This window comes from Streptomyces sp. NPDC059909, assembly GCF_042730885.1.
Taxonomy (GTDB): Bacteria; Actinomycetota; Actinomycetes; order Streptomycetales; family Streptomycetaceae; genus Streptomyces.
Genome location: NZ_JBHWKX010000003.1, coordinates 46,611 through 60,699 on the forward strand (window position 1 = coordinate 46,611; position 14,089 = coordinate 60,699).

At 69.4% G+C, this 14,089-nt stretch carries 13 protein-coding genes and 1 riboswitch; of the genes, 8 read left to right on the top strand and 5 right to left on the bottom strand.

Going from position 1 to position 14,089, the window contains the following annotated elements:
• Positions 1-39: 39 nt before the first annotated feature.
• A complete protein-coding gene (locus ACFV9O_RS03885) occupies positions 40-681 on the bottom strand; it encodes a GNAT family N-acetyltransferase (RefSeq protein ID WP_385411908.1) in 642 nt (213 codons plus the stop codon).
• A gap of 95 nt (positions 682-776) precedes the next feature.
• Here ACFV9O_RS03885 and ACFV9O_RS03890 point away from each other — a divergent pair, with 95 nt between their 5' ends.
• Positions 777-992 carry an EF-hand domain-containing protein gene (locus ACFV9O_RS03890; protein WP_385411911.1) on the top strand — a complete coding sequence of 72 codons (216 nt, stop codon included), beginning with the start codon at positions 777-779 and terminating at the stop codon, positions 990-992.
• 66 nt (positions 993-1,058) lie between these two features.
• On the opposite strand, the gene ACFV9O_RS03895 is transcribed toward ACFV9O_RS03890, so the two are convergent.
• The 4 genes from ACFV9O_RS03895 to gcvT form a co-directional block, all read right to left on the bottom strand.
• Complete coding sequence (locus tag ACFV9O_RS03895; RefSeq protein ID WP_385411913.1) at positions 1,059-2,426, bottom strand: L-serine ammonia-lyase; 1,368 nt, start codon at positions 2,424-2,426, stop codon at positions 1,059-1,061.
• A gap of 157 nt (positions 2,427-2,583) precedes the next feature.
• The gene (glyA, locus tag ACFV9O_RS03900) at positions 2,584-3,843 is read right to left on the bottom strand and encodes a serine hydroxymethyltransferase (protein WP_385411916.1); all 1,260 of its coding nucleotides are present in this window, start codon (positions 3,841-3,843) and stop codon (positions 2,584-2,586) included.
• A gap of 24 nt (positions 3,844-3,867) precedes the next feature.
• Positions 3,868-4,242, bottom strand: a complete 375-nt coding sequence (gene gcvH / locus ACFV9O_RS03905) for a glycine cleavage system protein GcvH (RefSeq protein ID WP_385411919.1) — start codon at positions 4,240-4,242, stop codon at positions 3,868-3,870.
• Positions 4,243-4,304: 62 nt separating this feature from the next.
• Positions 4,305-5,420: a glycine cleavage system aminomethyltransferase GcvT gene (gene gcvT, locus ACFV9O_RS03910; RefSeq protein ID WP_385411921.1), complete on the bottom strand. Its 1,116-nt coding sequence runs from the start codon at positions 5,418-5,420 to the stop codon at positions 4,305-4,307.
• Positions 5,421-5,570: 150 nt separating this feature from the next.
• Positions 5,571-5,668, bottom strand: a riboswitch (glycine riboswitch).
• 128 nt (positions 5,669-5,796) lie between these two features.
• Between gcvT and ACFV9O_RS03915 the strand changes: the two genes are divergently transcribed.
• The 7 genes from ACFV9O_RS03915 to ACFV9O_RS03945 all read left to right on the top strand — a co-directional run bounded on the left by ACFV9O_RS03915 (position 5,797) and on the right by ACFV9O_RS03945 (position 14,081).
• Positions 5,797-6,489, top strand: a complete 693-nt coding sequence (locus ACFV9O_RS03915; RefSeq protein ID WP_385411924.1) for an AAA family ATPase — start codon at positions 5,797-5,799, stop codon at positions 6,487-6,489.
• Positions 6,490-6,924: 435 nt separating this feature from the next.
• On the top strand, positions 6,925-7,689 hold the full coding sequence (locus ACFV9O_RS03920) for an enhanced serine sensitivity protein SseB (protein WP_385411925.1): 765 nt from the start codon (positions 6,925-6,927) through the stop codon (positions 7,687-7,689).
• Between the two features lie 112 nt (positions 7,690-7,801).
• On the top strand, positions 7,802-8,587 hold the full coding sequence (locus tag ACFV9O_RS03925) for an enhanced serine sensitivity protein SseB C-terminal domain-containing protein (RefSeq protein WP_385411927.1): 786 nt from the start codon (positions 7,802-7,804) through the stop codon (positions 8,585-8,587).
• A gap of 353 nt (positions 8,588-8,940) precedes the next feature.
• Positions 8,941-9,939, top strand: a complete 999-nt coding sequence (locus ACFV9O_RS03930; protein WP_385411929.1) for an ABC transporter permease — start codon at positions 8,941-8,943, stop codon at positions 9,937-9,939.
• A gap of 154 nt (positions 9,940-10,093) precedes the next feature.
• Positions 10,094-11,860, top strand: coding sequence for an ABC transporter substrate-binding protein (locus ACFV9O_RS03935; RefSeq protein ID WP_385411932.1), 1,767 nt, complete (start codon positions 10,094-10,096; stop codon positions 11,858-11,860).
• Between the two features lie 116 nt (positions 11,861-11,976).
• Positions 11,977-12,975 (top strand): ABC transporter permease, encoded by a 999-nt coding sequence (locus ACFV9O_RS03940; RefSeq protein ID WP_385411935.1) that lies wholly within the window; start codon positions 11,977-11,979, stop codon positions 12,973-12,975.
• Positions 12,972-14,081, top strand: a complete 1,110-nt coding sequence (locus tag ACFV9O_RS03945) for an ABC transporter ATP-binding protein (protein ID WP_385411939.1) — start codon at positions 12,972-12,974, stop codon at positions 14,079-14,081. The genes ACFV9O_RS03940 and ACFV9O_RS03945 overlap by 4 nt, the downstream gene beginning before the upstream one ends.
• The last annotated feature ends 8 nt before the right edge of the window (positions 14,082-14,089 follow it).

The following is a 14,089-nucleotide window of genomic DNA, read 5'->3' on the forward strand; positions in this document are numbered from 1 at the left end:
GGCCGTCGCGTCGGCCCGTCCGGTCACCACAGGGGCACGTCACCCGGCCACCAGCAGGGCCTCCGAGCCGACCGGCCGGAACCCCGCCTGCTGGAAGGTCCGCACACTTCGGGCGTTCCCCGGCGACTGCTGCGCCCAGACGTGGCCGCCGCCCGGGACCAGGTGGCGCGCGGCCAGCGCGAGCTCGACCCCGAGCCCTGCGCCGCGCGCCGCCAGGTCCACCTCGATCGCCGCCTCCCAGCGGCCGGCGACCCCGCGGCCCAGGACCAGGACGCCGCCGTCCGCGGCCCACACCCGTACCTCGTCACGGAACTTGAGGGCCCGCGCGACGCGCGGATGCGCCGGGTCCTCGATCTCACGCAGCGGGACGGACGGACGGCCTGCCCGTGCCGGGGCGACCGTCAGCAGGTCGATCGTGTTCATGGAACGGCCGGTCCTGGCCATCAGCGCGCTCAGGAACGAGGGGTTCATGCTCGCCGCGAGCGGATCGCTCGCCGTGGCCGCCAGGGTGGCCCGGACCCACTCGGGATCCTCGTCGGTGAACACCACCGAGTGTGCGGTGAAGGCCAGCACTCCGGCGTCCCGCGGATTCGGCTGCGGGATCACCGTGGTCGTACCGTCCGGCGGCGGGAACTCGCCGCGCGCCGCCGCCGCCAGGATCCGTGCCAGCGCCTCGCTCATGCCCCCATGGTCCCCCATCGGCCCCCAGGGCGTGCTGCCCGGCTCGCGCCGATAATCTGACCTCCGTCAGTAATGCACCAAGAAGGGGTGGTCCAGTGGCGGACATCGAGTCGGCGCGCAAGGCCTTCGATCGGTACGACCTGAACGGCGACGGGCTGATCTCGGCCGCCGAGTACAAGAGCGTCATGGCGCAGCTGGGTGACTTCCACGTGACCGAGCCCGTCGCCGAGGCCGTCATCAAGGCCAAGGACAGCAACGGCGACGGCCTGCTGACCTTCGACGAGTTCTGGGCGTCGCTGAACAAGAACTGACGTCGGACGGACATGGCACGGCCCCCGGCGATCACGCCGGGGGCCGTGCCATGTCCGGGGCCGGGCTCAGCACTCGATGATGTTCACCGCGAGACCGCCGCGCGCGGTCTCCTTGTACTTCACCGACATGTCCGCGCCGGTCTCCTTCATGGTCTTGATGACCTTGTCCAGCGAGACCTTGTGGCTGCCGTCGCCGCGCATCGCCATCCGCGCCGCCGTGACGGCCTTCACCGCCGCCATGCCGTTGCGCTCGATGCACGGGATCTGGACCAGGCCGCCGACGGGGTCGCAGGTCAGGCCGAGATTGTGCTCCATGCCGATCTCCGCGGCGTTCTCCACCTGCTCCGGGGAGCCGCCCAGCACCTCGGCGAGCGCGCCGGCGGCCATGGAGCAGGCCGAGCCGACCTCGCCCTGGCAGCCGACCTCGGCGCCGGAGATCGAGGCGTTCTCCTTGAAGAGCATGCCGACCGCGCCGGCCGCGAGCAGGAAGCGGACCACGCCGTCCTCGTCGGCGCCGGGGACGAAGTTCATGTAGTAGTGCAGGACGGCCGGGATGATGCCTGCCGCGCCGTTCGTCGGGGCGGTGACGACGCGGCCGCCCGCCGCGTTCTCCTCGTTCACGGCCATCGCGTAGAGGGTGATCCACTCCATCGCGAGGGCCAGCGGGTCGCCCTCGGAGCGCAGCTTGCGCGCGGTGGTGGCGGCTCGGCGGCGGACCTTCAGACCGCCGGGCAGGATGCCCTCGCGGGACATGCCGCGCGAGACGCAGGCCTGCATGACCCGCCAGATCTCCAGCAGGCCCTCGCGGATCTCCTCCTCGGACCGCCAGGCCTTCTCGTTCTCCAGCATCAGAGCCGAGATCGACAGACCGGTCTCGCGGGAGAGGCGCAGCAGCTCGTCACCGGTGCGGAAGGGGTACTTCAGGACGGTGTCGTCGAGCTTGATCCGGTCCTCGCCCACGGCGTCCTCGTCGACGACGAATCCGCCGCCCACCGAGTAGTACGTCTTCTCCAGCAGGGTCTTGCCCTCGTCGTCGTACGCCCACAGGGTCATGCCGTTCGCGTGGTACGGGAGAGCCTTGCGGCGGTGCAGGACCAGGTCCTCGTCGAAGTCGAAGCCGATCTCGTGCACACCGAGGATGTTGATCCGCTTGTTGCTCTTGATCCGCTCGACCTGGTCGTCGGCGGTCTCGACGTCGACCGTGCGCGGGGAGTTCCCCTCCAGGCCCAGCAGGACCGCCTTCGGGGTGCCGTGGCCGTGACCGGTCGCGCCCAGGGAGCCGTACAGCTCGGCGCGTATCGCGGTGGTGTGGGCCAGCAGGCCCTCGTTCTTCAGCCGGCGGGCGAACAGGGCGGCCGCCCGCATGGGGCCGACCGTGTGGGAGCTGGACGGGCCGATGCCGATCGAGAACAGGTCGAAGACCGAGATGGCCACGGGGGTACTCCTAGGGGGTGGTAGACGCCGTTGTCTGCCAGGGTGGCGCAGAAGAACGAACGGGCGGTACGTGGTGCGGGGCACCGCATTCACCGGTAAGTGCGTGCGGTGCCCCGTTTGTTTTTGTCCTGGCTGTTGCAGCAGCTGTCAGCGGCTGTTACAGACCAGGGTAAAGCGGGTGCTTCGCGGCGAGCGCCGAGACGCGTGCCTTGAGGGCCTCACCGTCGTACGAGGGCTTGAGCACCTCGGCGATGATGTCGGCGACCTCGCGGAAGTCCTCGGCCTGGAAACCGCGGGTCGCGAGCGCCGGCGTGCCGATCCGCAGACCCGAGGTGACCATCGGCGGGCGAGGGTCGTTCGGGATCGCGTTGCGGTTGACCGTGATGCCGACCTCGTGCAGCCGGTCCTCGGCCTGCTGGCCGTCCAGCTCCGAGTGTCGCAGGTCGACGAGGACGAGGTGGACGTCCGTGCCACCGGACAGGACCGAGACGCCCACCTGCTTGACGTCGTCCTGCACCAGACGCTCGGCGATGATTTTCGAGCCCTCCAGGGTGCGCTGCTGGCGCTCCTTGAACTCCTCGGAGGCCGCGACCTTGAACGAGACGGCCTTGGCCGCGATCACGTGCTCCAGCGGACCACCCTGCTGACCGGGGAAGACCGCGGAGTTGATCTTCTTGGCGAGCTCGGCCGTGCAGAGGATCACACCGCCGCGCGGGCCGCCCAGCGTCTTGTGCGTGGTCGTGGTCACGACATGGGCGTGCGGCACCGGGTTCGGGTGCAGACCCGCGGCGACCAGGCCCGCGAAATGGGCCATGTCGACCATCAGGTACGCGCCGACCTCGTCCGCGATCCGGCGGAAGGCGGCGAAGTCCAGCTGGCGCGGGTAGGCGGACCAGCCGGCGACGATCAGCTTCGGCTTCGACTCCTTGGCGAGCCGCTCGACCTCGGCCATGTCGACCTGGCCGGTGGCGTCGTCGACGTGGTAGGCGACCACGTTGTAGAGCTTGCCGGAGAAGTTGATCTTCATGCCGTGGGTCAGGTGCCCGCCGTGCGCGAGGTTCAGACCCATGATCGTGTCGCCCGGCTTCAGCAGCGCGAACATCGCGGCGGCGTTGGCCTGGGCGCCCGAGTGCGGCTGCACATTGGCGTGCTCGGCGCCGAAGAGCTCCTTGATGCGGTCGATGGCGATCTGCTCGACGACATCGACGTGCTCGCAGCCACCGTAGTAACGGCGGCCCGGGTAGCCCTCGGCGTACTTGTTCGTGAGGACGGAGCCCTGGGCCTCCATGACCGCGACCGGAGCGAAGTTCTCCGAGGCGATCATTTCCAGGGTGGACTGCTGACGGTGGAGCTCGGCGTCGACGGCGGCGGCGACGTCCGGATCGAGCTCGTGGAGAGGGGTGTTGAGAAGCGACATCACGCGATCCCTAAGGGTTTCTGGTCAGCTGGCGAAGTCGGTGTACTCGTCCGCGGAGAGCAGGTCCTTCGGCTCCTCCGCGACGCGAACCTTGAACAGCCAGCCGCCCTCGAACGGGGCGGAGTTCACCAGCGACGGGTCGTCCACGACGTCCTGGTTGGCCTCGACGACCTCGCCGGTCACCGGGGAGTACAGGTCGCTGACCGACTTGGTCGACTCCAGCTCGCCGCAGGACTCGCCCGCGGTCACCGTGTCACCGACCTCCGGGAGCTGGACGTACACGACATCGCCGAGTGCGTTCGCCGCGTGCTCCGTGATGCCGACCGTCGAGACGCCGTCCTCGGCGGCCGACAGCCACTCGTGCTCCTTGCTGTAGCGCAGCTGCTGGGGGTTGCTCATGACGTGAATTCTCCTGTACGCGGGGGAGTGCTGCTGATGGGGACTGCTGGAGGACCGGAGGACTACTTCTGGCGCTTGTAGAACGGGAGCGCCACGACCTCGTACGGCTCATGGGTACCGCGAATGTCGACGCCTACGCCCTCGGATCCGGGCGTGGCGTGCGCCGCGTCCACATAGGCCATGGCGATCGGCTTGCCCAGGGTCGGCGACGGCGCGCCCGAGGTGACCTCGCCGATGACCTCGCCGGCGGCGACCACGGACATCCCGGCACGCGGGACCCGGCGGCCCTCGGCGATCAGGCCGATCAGCTTGCGCGGCGGGTTCGTCGCGGCACGCTCGGCGGCGGCCTCCAGGGCCGTACGGCCCACGAAGTCGCCCTCCTTCTCGAACTTCACGACCCGGCCGAGGCCCGCGTCGAAGGGGGTGAGCCCGGTGGTCAGCTCGTTCCCGTACAGCGGCATGCCCGCCTCCAGGCGCAGCGTGTCGCGGCAGGAGAGGCCGCAGGGCACGAGACCGACGGGCGCGCCGGCCTCGGTCAGCGCCTGCCACAGCTTCTCCGCGTGCTGGGGCTCGACGAAGAGCTCGAAGCCGTCCTCGCCCGTGTAACCGGTGCGGGCGATCAGCGCGGGGACGCCGGCGACGGTGCCGGGCAGGCCCGCGTAGTACTTGAGTCCGTCGAGGTCGGCGTCGGTGAGCGACTTGAGGATGCCGGGTGACTCGGGGCCCTGTACGGCGATGAGCGCATACGCGTCACGGTCGTCGCGCACCTCGGCGTCGAAGCCGGCGGCACGCTCGGTGAGGGCGTCGAGGACGATCTGCGCGTTCGAGGCGTTGGCGACGACCATGTACTCCGTCTCGCCGAGGCGGTAGACGATCAGGTCGTCGAGGATGCCGCCGTCCTCCTGGCAGATCATCGTGTAGCGGGCGCGGCCGACCGCGACCCCGCCGATGTTGCCGACCAGCGCGTAGTCCAGCAGGACGGCGGCCTGCGGCCCGGTGACGGTGATCTCACCCATGTGGGAGAGGTCGAAGAGACCGGCCTTGGTGCGTACGGCGTTGTGCTCGTCGCGCTCACTGCCGTACCGCAGCGGCATGTCCCAGCCGGCGAAGTCGGTCATGGTCGCGCCCAGCGAGCGATGCAGCGCATCGAGGGCGGTGAGACGGGGGTTGGTGCTCATGGATAGGGCTCCCAGGGCATGACTGGCGAGGACGATCCTCCCCATCTGTCATCGAAACCTGAGAGGTTCATCACGACCACATTTGCGTGTGATCACGACTTGCACCTTGGGTGGAGCCACAGGACCTGCGACTCGCTTTTCAGATCTGCCTCATCGCGCGCGGTACGGGGCCTGAGAGATTCAAGGGAGGTACTTGCTCCTTCGGCGCCCGGCGCACACAGTGGCCAGGACTCTCCCGCGCGGATTCAAGCGGCCGGTATGCAGTTTGCGCGGACATCATTGCACGGGCGCTCCGATCGGCAAATCACTTGTTGGTCATTACCTTTTCTTTAAGCTTCCTGGGCAGGGTCACGATGACCCGACAAGGGGGAGAGCGATGACGTTGCAGCGGTCAGGTGCCTATATGACGACGACAGCGGGTGTGCGCGTGCGGTCCGGTGCTTCCGGTGTGCCCGGCGTGCCCGCGCGCGGGCTGCTGGGCGCGCCCGGACCCGTGGTGCGTGACCTGCGGGAGCGTGGCGGGCGCGGCCCGCGGAGCCTGGTGTTCGCCCACGGCGACGTGGTCGTGATCTCCGGGCTGCCGGGGAGCGGCAAGTCCACGCTGATCCGGCGCGCCGCCGAGGGCGGCGGGATCGACTCGCAGGACACCCGGGACCGCTGGGACGAGCGGATGCCGCGCTTCCTGCCGTACGCGGTGTACCGCCCCCTGGTCCGCGTGGCCCACTACGCCGGGCTGTGGCGCGCGCTGCGCTCCGGCGCGGGTGTGGTCGTCCACGACTGCGGCACCCAGTCCTGGGTACGCCGCTGGCTGGCCCGCGAGGCCCGGCGGCGGGGGCGCGCGCTCCATCTGCTGCTCCTGGACGTCACCCCGGCGGTCGCGCGTGCGGGCCAGCGGGAGCGCGGTCGCGGAGTGTCCCCGTACGCCTTCAGCCGGCACCGGTACGCGGTCTCCCGCCTCGTCCGCGACGCGGAGCGCGGACGCCTCCCCGCGGGGTGCGCCTCCGCCACGATCCTGGACCGCGACGCGGCGACGGCCCTGACCCGTATCGGCTTCAACCCTGCGGCGTGAGGCGGCGGGGCCTGGCCCCCAATCCCGGTTTCCGCCGTACGGGCGGGGCCGGGGTGGGCGCGGCCGTCCGGGTGGCCCGGCGTGTCCGTCTCGAGCGCCGGACGGGCTGGACATGTGAGCGCGCACCGGAGGCTCGGCCGGCGTGTCCGTCCTCAAGCGCCGGAGGGGCTTGAAAGGCCTGGCTGGTACCGGCGGGTGGGCCGGTGTCCGTCATCGAGCTCCGGGCGCCCTGCGCCCCCCTCGCCCGCCCAGGGCGTGGGGGAGCTGAGGAGCGGGGGTCGGGGGCAGAGCCGGCGGAACCGGGACCTGGGCGGCGCCCCAGCGGGGTCCGGGGGCGGAGCCCCCGGGGCGCCCCGTGGTGCCGTTACCCTGCTTGGGCAGGACATCGCGGCCCGACCCCGGGCCGCACGGGGACGGGGAAGCAGGGAAACGCACGTGGACACGACATGGCCCGCCAATGAGCTCGAAGAGGTGCTCGCCGCGTCGCTCGGCAACCCCGCCGCCGGGGGCCGGCTCGTCGAGGTGCTCGGGCGGAGCCACGTCTGGGTGCCGCTGCCCAACGGCGGCGGACCCGGGAGCGCCGCCCTCGACCTGCCGACGCTGGACATCGACGGGGCGCCGTACGTACCCGTCTACAGCTCGCAGCAGCAGTTCCTGCAGTGCGTCGGCGACCGGATGTCCGGCACCGTCGCTCCCGCGATCGAGTTCGCCCGCGGACTGCCCCCGCAGCTCGGGATCGCCGTGAATCCCGGCGGCACCATCGGTGTACCCCTCCCGCCGCCCGCCGTCGCCGAGCTGTGCCGGGTCGGGCGCACGCCCCTGGACGGGTCCGCCGGCGGCGGCCGGGTGCGGCTGTTCGAGCCGGACTGGCAGGACGAGCCGATCGACTTCCTCGCGGCCGCGGCCGGAGAGTTCGAGGAGACCGGCGTCGTCCAGACCGCCCGCCGCGTCCTCGCCAGCATCGAGGGCGACGCGCCGACGCTGTTCGTCGGTGTCCAGCTCTCCGCCTGGGAGGGCCACCACCGCACCGCCCCCATGGACGCCCTCGGCCGCGCCCTCGGCCGCGTGGCCGTGAAGTGGCCGGTCAACCTGGTTCTCCTCGACATCGCGCAGGACCCCGTCGGCGACTGGATGCTCAACCGCGTCCGGCCCTTCTACACCCGGCAGCACCCGCAGCCGCACGCCCACTCGCACCTGTAGTCGTCGAGTTGGTGTCAGTACGGCCGCTTAAGCTGGTTTGATGACGTGGCCGCCGCACTTGCCCGGTGCGGTCGCACACTCCATGGCGGATCGAAGAGGGGCGGGACCCAGAGTGAGTGCGTCAGGCACCGCGGCGGCCGGGCAGGTCGAGCACATGCTGCGCCAGGTGACGCCCGGACGCTACGACGCGTACGAGGCGCTGCTGCACGCCCTCGCCGAAGGCCGGCTCTGGATGCTCCTCTGGCACGGCCGGTCCGGCTCGCCCGACGCCCAGTACGGGAACATGGAGGTGGACGGCCAGGGTTACGCGCCCTGCGTCACCTCCGCCCAGGAGCTCGCCGCCTCCGGCTGGAACCGCGCGCACGAGGTCGTCACCGGCGTCGACATCGCCCGGACCCTCTTCCCCGACCGGTGGGGCATCTGGCTCAACCCGCACGCCCCGGGCGGCGGCGTCGGCATCCCCTGGCTCGACCTGCGCCGGATCGCCACCGGCCTCGACCGGATGCCCGCGGGGCCGCTGCGGCTGACCGAGCCCGCCATCGAGATCCCCCAGTTCTACGCCCTGCTCACGCAGAACGCCCATCGCACCCCCGCCGTCCGCTCCCTGCGCAGGGCCTGGGTGCAGCCCGCACTCGGTGCCCCGTATCTCGCCATCGGCCTCGATCTGTACGACACGGGGCAGCAGTCCGTCGACGCCGTCCGCGCGATGATGCAGCAGTCGATCGTCGCCGTCCCCGACGGCCTCCCCGTCTCCACCGTCGCCATGTCCGACGAGTACGACCCGGTGACCATGTGGCTGCGGGCCAACGCCCGCCCCTTCTACGACCGCGAGGCCCATGGCGTACCGCCCCAGCAGCCGGGGTACGGATACCCTCCCGCCGCGCCGCGGGCGTACTGAACCGCGCACGGACCGCCCTCTCATTCAGGGGTCAATTCACCGGGCATGGGCGGAATTTGCGCCGCATGTCCGATCTGACGGATTAGCGGCCGAGTGGTCCGCTCAGTCGATCTCCCAGTCCGGATAACGGAACCTGACTGACCGCATCACGTTTACGCAAACATTCCCCGACAGGTCTGGCGGGTGATCGCGTGCCCATTGAAGACTCCCCGGAAACAAGCACCTTCGGACCTGCGTGCGACTAGCCGGTCGGGCAGGTGCTCGTCCCGCACACACTGCACCACTGTTGGAGCCAAGCCGCTACAGCGGCGGGCGCGGGTCGACCACAGTCGGCCGAGAGGGGTCCCACCACGATGACGGCACCACTGCACGACACGACAGTGGCTGAGACCGCGGCTGTTGATGTCGCCGCGGATGTCCCCCGGAAGGCGATCGAGGGCCGGTCCCCGTGGCAGATCGCCTGGACAAGGCTCAAGCGGGACAAACTCGCCCTCGCGGGCGGTGTCGTCGTGTTCTTCCTGATCCTGGTCGCGGTCTTCGCGCCGCTGATCGTGGGCCTGCTCGGCCACCCGCCGGACGAGTTCCACGAGGACCAGATCGACCCGCTCTTCGGCACTCCGATCGGCTCCTACGGCGGCATCAGCTCCGACTTCCTCTTCGGCGTCGAGCCGGTCAACGGCCGTGATGTCTTCAGCCGCATCGTCTACGGTGCCCGGATCTCGCTCCTCGTCGCCTTTCTCGCGGCGGTCTTCGCGGTCCTCCTCGGCACGATCCTCGGCATCGTGGCCGGCTACTTCGGTGGCTGGATCGACGCGGCGCTCAGCCGGGTCATGGACGTCATGCTCGCCTTCCCGCAGCTGCTCTTCACCATCGCCCTGGTCTCCGTCCTCCCCAACGAGCTCCTCGGAGTCTCCGGGTCCGGAGTTCGCATCGGCGCCCTGGTGGTCGTGATCGGGTTCTTCGGCTGGCCGTACGTGGGCCGGATCGTCCGCGGCCAGACCCTCTCGCTGCGCGAGCGCGAGTACGTCGAGGCCGCGCGCAGCCTGGGTGCCGGCCGCCTCTACGTCCTGCGCCGGGAGCTGCTGCCCAACCTGATCGCCCCGATCACCGTCTACGCGACGCTCATGATCCCCACCAACATCCTCACCGAAGCGGCCCTCAGCTTCCTCGGTGCGGGCGTGAAGCCTCCCACCGCTTCCTGGGGTCAGATGCTGTCGACGGCCATCACCACCTATGAATCGGACCCCCTGTTCATGGTGATCCCGGGCCTCGCGATCTTCGTCACCGTCCTGGCGTTCAATCTCTTCGGCGACGGCGTGCGAGACGCGCTCGACCCGAAGGGAGCTCGCTGACCGCCTGCCGATCGCTCGTCGCTCGGCACCTGATCCTCCGCGATGAGCCGTCCGGAAGAAACCGCAAGACCGCCCCTGCCGCTGGCGACAGGTGGCCAATCCCCAAACGGCGGACCGCCGTAACGGCCGCCACTAATTCGGAGGTTGCGAGAGCATGACACTGAACAGCCCAGCGCGGCGCCGACTCGCCGCGGGCGCACTGCTCGCCGCGGCCACCATGCTCGTCACCACGGCGTGCGGTGGTGGCGACGACGGTGGCAACAAGGGCAAGGGTGGCGCTGCGGGCTTCAACGCCGCGGTGAACAAGGTCGCCAACGCCTCGGACAAGAAGGGCGGCGAGCTGAAGTTCATCGGCTCGCAGGACGCCGACTCGTGGGACCCGCAGCGCGGCTACTACGGCTTCATGTGGGACTTCGCCCGCTACTACACCCGCCAGCTGGTCTCCTTCAAGGCCGTCCCGGGTGAGGGCTCCACCGAGCTGGTCTCCGACCTCGCCACCGACACCGGCAAGGTCTCGGCCGACGGCCTGACCTACACCTTCACGCTGAAGGACGGGGTGAACTGGGAGGACGGCAAGCCGATCACCTCCAAGGACATCAAGTACGGCATCGAGCGCATCTGGGCCCAGGACGTCATCTCCGGCGGTCCGATCTACCTCCAGCAGGTCCTCGACCCCAAGGGCGAGTACAAGGGTCCCTACAAGGACACCTCCGCGGACAAGCTCGGCCTGAAGGCGATCGAGACCCCGGACGACAAGACCATCATCTTCAAGCTGCCGGTCGCCAACGGTGACTTCCTGCAGATGCTGGCCATGCCCGCCGCCTCCCCGGTCCGCCAGGACATGGACACCAAGGCCAAGTACGGCCTGAAGCCCTTCTCCTCCGGCCCGTACAAGTGGCAGGAGTACACCCCCAACAAGTCGATGCTGCTCGTCCGCAACGACAAGTGGGACGCCAAGACGGACACCATCCGCAAGGCGCTGCCGGACAAGATCAGCGTCAAGCTGACCACCAACGCCGACGACATGGACAACCGTCTGATCGAGGGCGAGTACGACCTCGACCTCAACGCCACCGGCGTCGGTGCGGCGGCCCGCGCCAAGGTGCTCCAGCAGCACAAGGAGAACGCGGACAACCCGCAGACCGGCTTCATCCGCTACGCGGTCTTCCCGCAGACGGTCATCGACAACGTCGAGTGCCGCAAGGCGATCATCTACGCCGCCGACTCCAAGTCCCTGCAGACCGCCCGTGGCGGCCCGCAGGCCGGTGGCGACATCGCCACCAACATGCTGCCGCCGGCGATCAAGGGTGCCGACCCGAAGGCCGACCCGTACGGCAAGCTCGGCGGTAAGCCGGACGTCGCCAAGGCGAAGGAAGCGCTGAAGAAGTGCGGTAAGCCGAACGGCTTCAAGACCACCATTGCGGTCCGCAACAACAAGAAGGTCGAGATCGCGACCGCCGAGTCCCTCCAGCAGTCGCTGAAGGCCGTCGGCATCGACGCCCAGATCGACCAGTTCGACGGCGCCCAGACCTCCGGCATCATCGGTTCGCCGAAGGTGGTCAAGGAGAAGGGCTACGGCATCATCATCATGGGCTGGGGCGCCGACTTCCCGACCGGTCAGGGCTTCATGCAGCCGCTGGTGGACGGCCGCTTCATCCTCCAGAGCGGTAACAACAACTTCTCGGAGCTGAACGACCCGGCGATCAACGGGCTGTTCGACCAGGCACTCAAGGAGACCGACCCGGACAAGGCCGGCGAGTTCTACAAGCAGATCAACACGAAGGTCTCGGAGGCCGCGGTCTACCTGCCCTTCACCCACGAGAAGAACATCATCTGGCGCAGCTCGCGACTGACCAACGTCTACACGGCCGACGCCTACAACGGCCGCTACGACTACGCGTCGCTCGGCGTCGTCAAGTAACCCTCCACCCGCTCCAACGGCGCACCACCCGCCGCTAGGTCCGAAGGGCAGGTGATGGCCGTGCGCGGCGGCCGGGGAATCCGATCGGATTTCCCGGCCGCCGCCCGGCCGACCGCATGCTTGCATATATCGTCCGACGGCTGTTCGCCGTCGCAGTGATGCTGCTCGTCGTCACCCTGGTGACGTTCGGCATCTTCTTCCTCATCCCCAAGATGACCGGCAGCGACCCTGCCGCGATGTTCGTCGGCAAGCAGGCGGATCCGGCTGCCATTGAGGGCATCCGTCAGAAGCTGGGCCTGGACGAGCCGATCCTGGTGCAGTTCTGGCACTTCGTATCCGGAATCTTCGTCGGCCGCGACTACGTCGGCGGCGGCGAGACCATCCACTGTGCGGCGCCCTGCTTCGGCTACTCCTTCCGTACCGAGCAGGAGGTCTGGGACATGCTCCTCGACGGCCTCCCGGTGACGATCTCCATGGTCCTCGGTGCCGCGGTGCTCTGGCTGATCCTGGGTGTCACCGCCGGTGTGCTCTCCGCGCTCAAGCGCGGCACGGTCGTCGACCGGATCGCGATGATCACCGCGCTCGCCGGTGTCTCGCTCCCGATCTACTTCACCGCCATGCTGGCGATGCTGGTCTTCCGAACCCAGCTGGGCTGGCTCAACGCCGAGTACGTGCCGATCAGCGAGTCGCTCGGCGGATGGTTCGGCGGCCTGCTACTGCCCTGGGTCACCCTCGCCTTCCTCTACGCGGCGATGTACGCGCGGCTCACCCGCGCCACCATGCTGGAAGTGCTCGGCGAGGACTACATCCGCACGGCACGGGCCAAGGGCCTGCCGGAGCCGGTCGTGCTCGGCAAGCACGCCATGCGCTCCACCATGACCCCCATCCTGACCATCTTCGGCATGGACCTCGGCGCCCTCGTCGGTGGCGCGGTCCTGACCGAGACCGCGTTCGATCTGCACGGCCTCGGCTACGCGGCCTACAAGGCGGTGAGCGACCGCGACCTGCCGCTGATCCTGGCGGTGACGCTCATCACCGCGGCCTGTGTCGTCATCGCGAACCTCGTGGTGGACCTTCTGTACGCGGTGATCGACCCCCGAGTGAGGCTCGCATGACGGACAAGCTGTCGAAGACCGGAGCCGCCGTGGGCGAGCCCGTCGCGTCCGCACCGTCCGACGCGTTTCTGGACGTACGCGACCTGAAGATCCACTTTCCGACGGACGACGGCCTCGTCAAGTCCGTCGACGGCCTCACCTTCCAGCTGGAGAAGGGCAAGACCCTCGGCATCGTGGGCGAGTCCGGCTCCGGCAAGTCGGTGACGTCGCTCGGCATCATGGGTCTGCACACCGTCGGGCAGTACGGGCGGCAGAAGGCGCGGATCTCCGGCGAGATCTGGCTCAACGGCCAGGAACTGCTCTCCGCCGACCCCGACTCCGTGCGCCGGCTGCGCGGACGCGAGATGGCGATGATCTTCCAGGATCCGCTGTCGGCGATGCACCCGTACTACACGGTCGGCCACCAGATCGTGGAGGCCTACCGAGTCCACAACAACGTGGACAAGAAGACCGCCCGCAAGCGCGCGGTCGAGCTGCTCGACCGGGTCGGCATCCCCGAGCCGGGCAAGCGCGTCGACAACTACCCGCACGAGTTCTCCGGCGGTATGCGCCAGCGCGCGATGATCGCGATGGCGCTGGTCAACAACCCCGAGCTGCTCATCGCGGACGAGCCGACGACCGCACTGGACGTGACCGTCCAGGCGCAGATCCTCGACCTGATCCGGGATCTGCAGAAGGAGTTCGGCTCCGCGGTCATCATCATCACCCACGACCTGGGCGTGGTCGCCGAGCTCGCCGACGACATCCTGGTGATGTACGGCGGGCGCTGCGTGGAGCGCGGGCCGGCCGAGTCGGTGTTCTACGAGCCGCAGCACCCCTACACCTGGGGCCTGCTCGGCTCGATGCCGCGCATCGACCGGGAGCAGACCGACCGGCTCATCCCGGTCAAGGGATCGCCGCCCAGCCTCATCAACGTCCCCAGCGGCTGCGCCTTCCACCCGCGCTGCCCGTACGCGGACATGCCCAAGGACGGCATCACCCGCACCGTTCGTCCCGAGCTGAAGCTGGCGACGGACGGGGGCGGCGGCCGTCATTGGTCCGCGTGCCACCTGCCGCAGGAGGAGCGGACCCGGATCTGGACCGAAGAGATTGCGCCGAAGCTGTGAGCGAGAAG

What these genes read in the sequence shown, in the direction of transcription:
- ACFV9O_RS03885 (WP_385411908.1), bottom strand. Translation starts at nt 681, where the DNA reads ATGAGCGAGGCGCTGGCACGGATCCTGGCGGCGGCGGCGCGCGGCGAG.
- glyA (WP_385411916.1), bottom strand. Translation starts at nt 3,843, where the DNA reads ATGTCGCTTCTCAACACCCCTCTCCACGAGCTCGATCCGGACGTCGCC.
- gcvH (WP_385411919.1), bottom strand. Translation starts at nt 4,242, where the DNA reads ATGAGCAACCCCCAGCAGCTGCGCTACAGCAAGGAGCACGAGTGGCTG.
- gcvT (WP_385411921.1), bottom strand. Translation starts at nt 5,420, where the DNA reads ATGAGCACCAACCCCCGTCTCACCGCCCTCGATGCGCTGCATCGCTCG.
- ACFV9O_RS03915 (WP_385411924.1), top strand. Translation starts at nt 5,797, where the DNA reads ATGACGTTGCAGCGGTCAGGTGCCTATATGACGACGACAGCGGGTGTG.
- ACFV9O_RS03930 (WP_385411929.1), top strand. Translation starts at nt 8,941, where the DNA reads ATGACGGCACCACTGCACGACACGACAGTGGCTGAGACCGCGGCTGTT.
- ACFV9O_RS03935 (WP_385411932.1), top strand. Translation starts at nt 10,094, where the DNA reads ATGACACTGAACAGCCCAGCGCGGCGCCGACTCGCCGCGGGCGCACTG.
- ACFV9O_RS03940 (WP_385411935.1), top strand. Translation starts at nt 11,977, where the DNA reads ATGCTTGCATATATCGTCCGACGGCTGTTCGCCGTCGCAGTGATGCTG.
- ACFV9O_RS03945 (WP_385411939.1), top strand. Translation starts at nt 12,972, where the DNA reads ATGACGGACAAGCTGTCGAAGACCGGAGCCGCCGTGGGCGAGCCCGTC.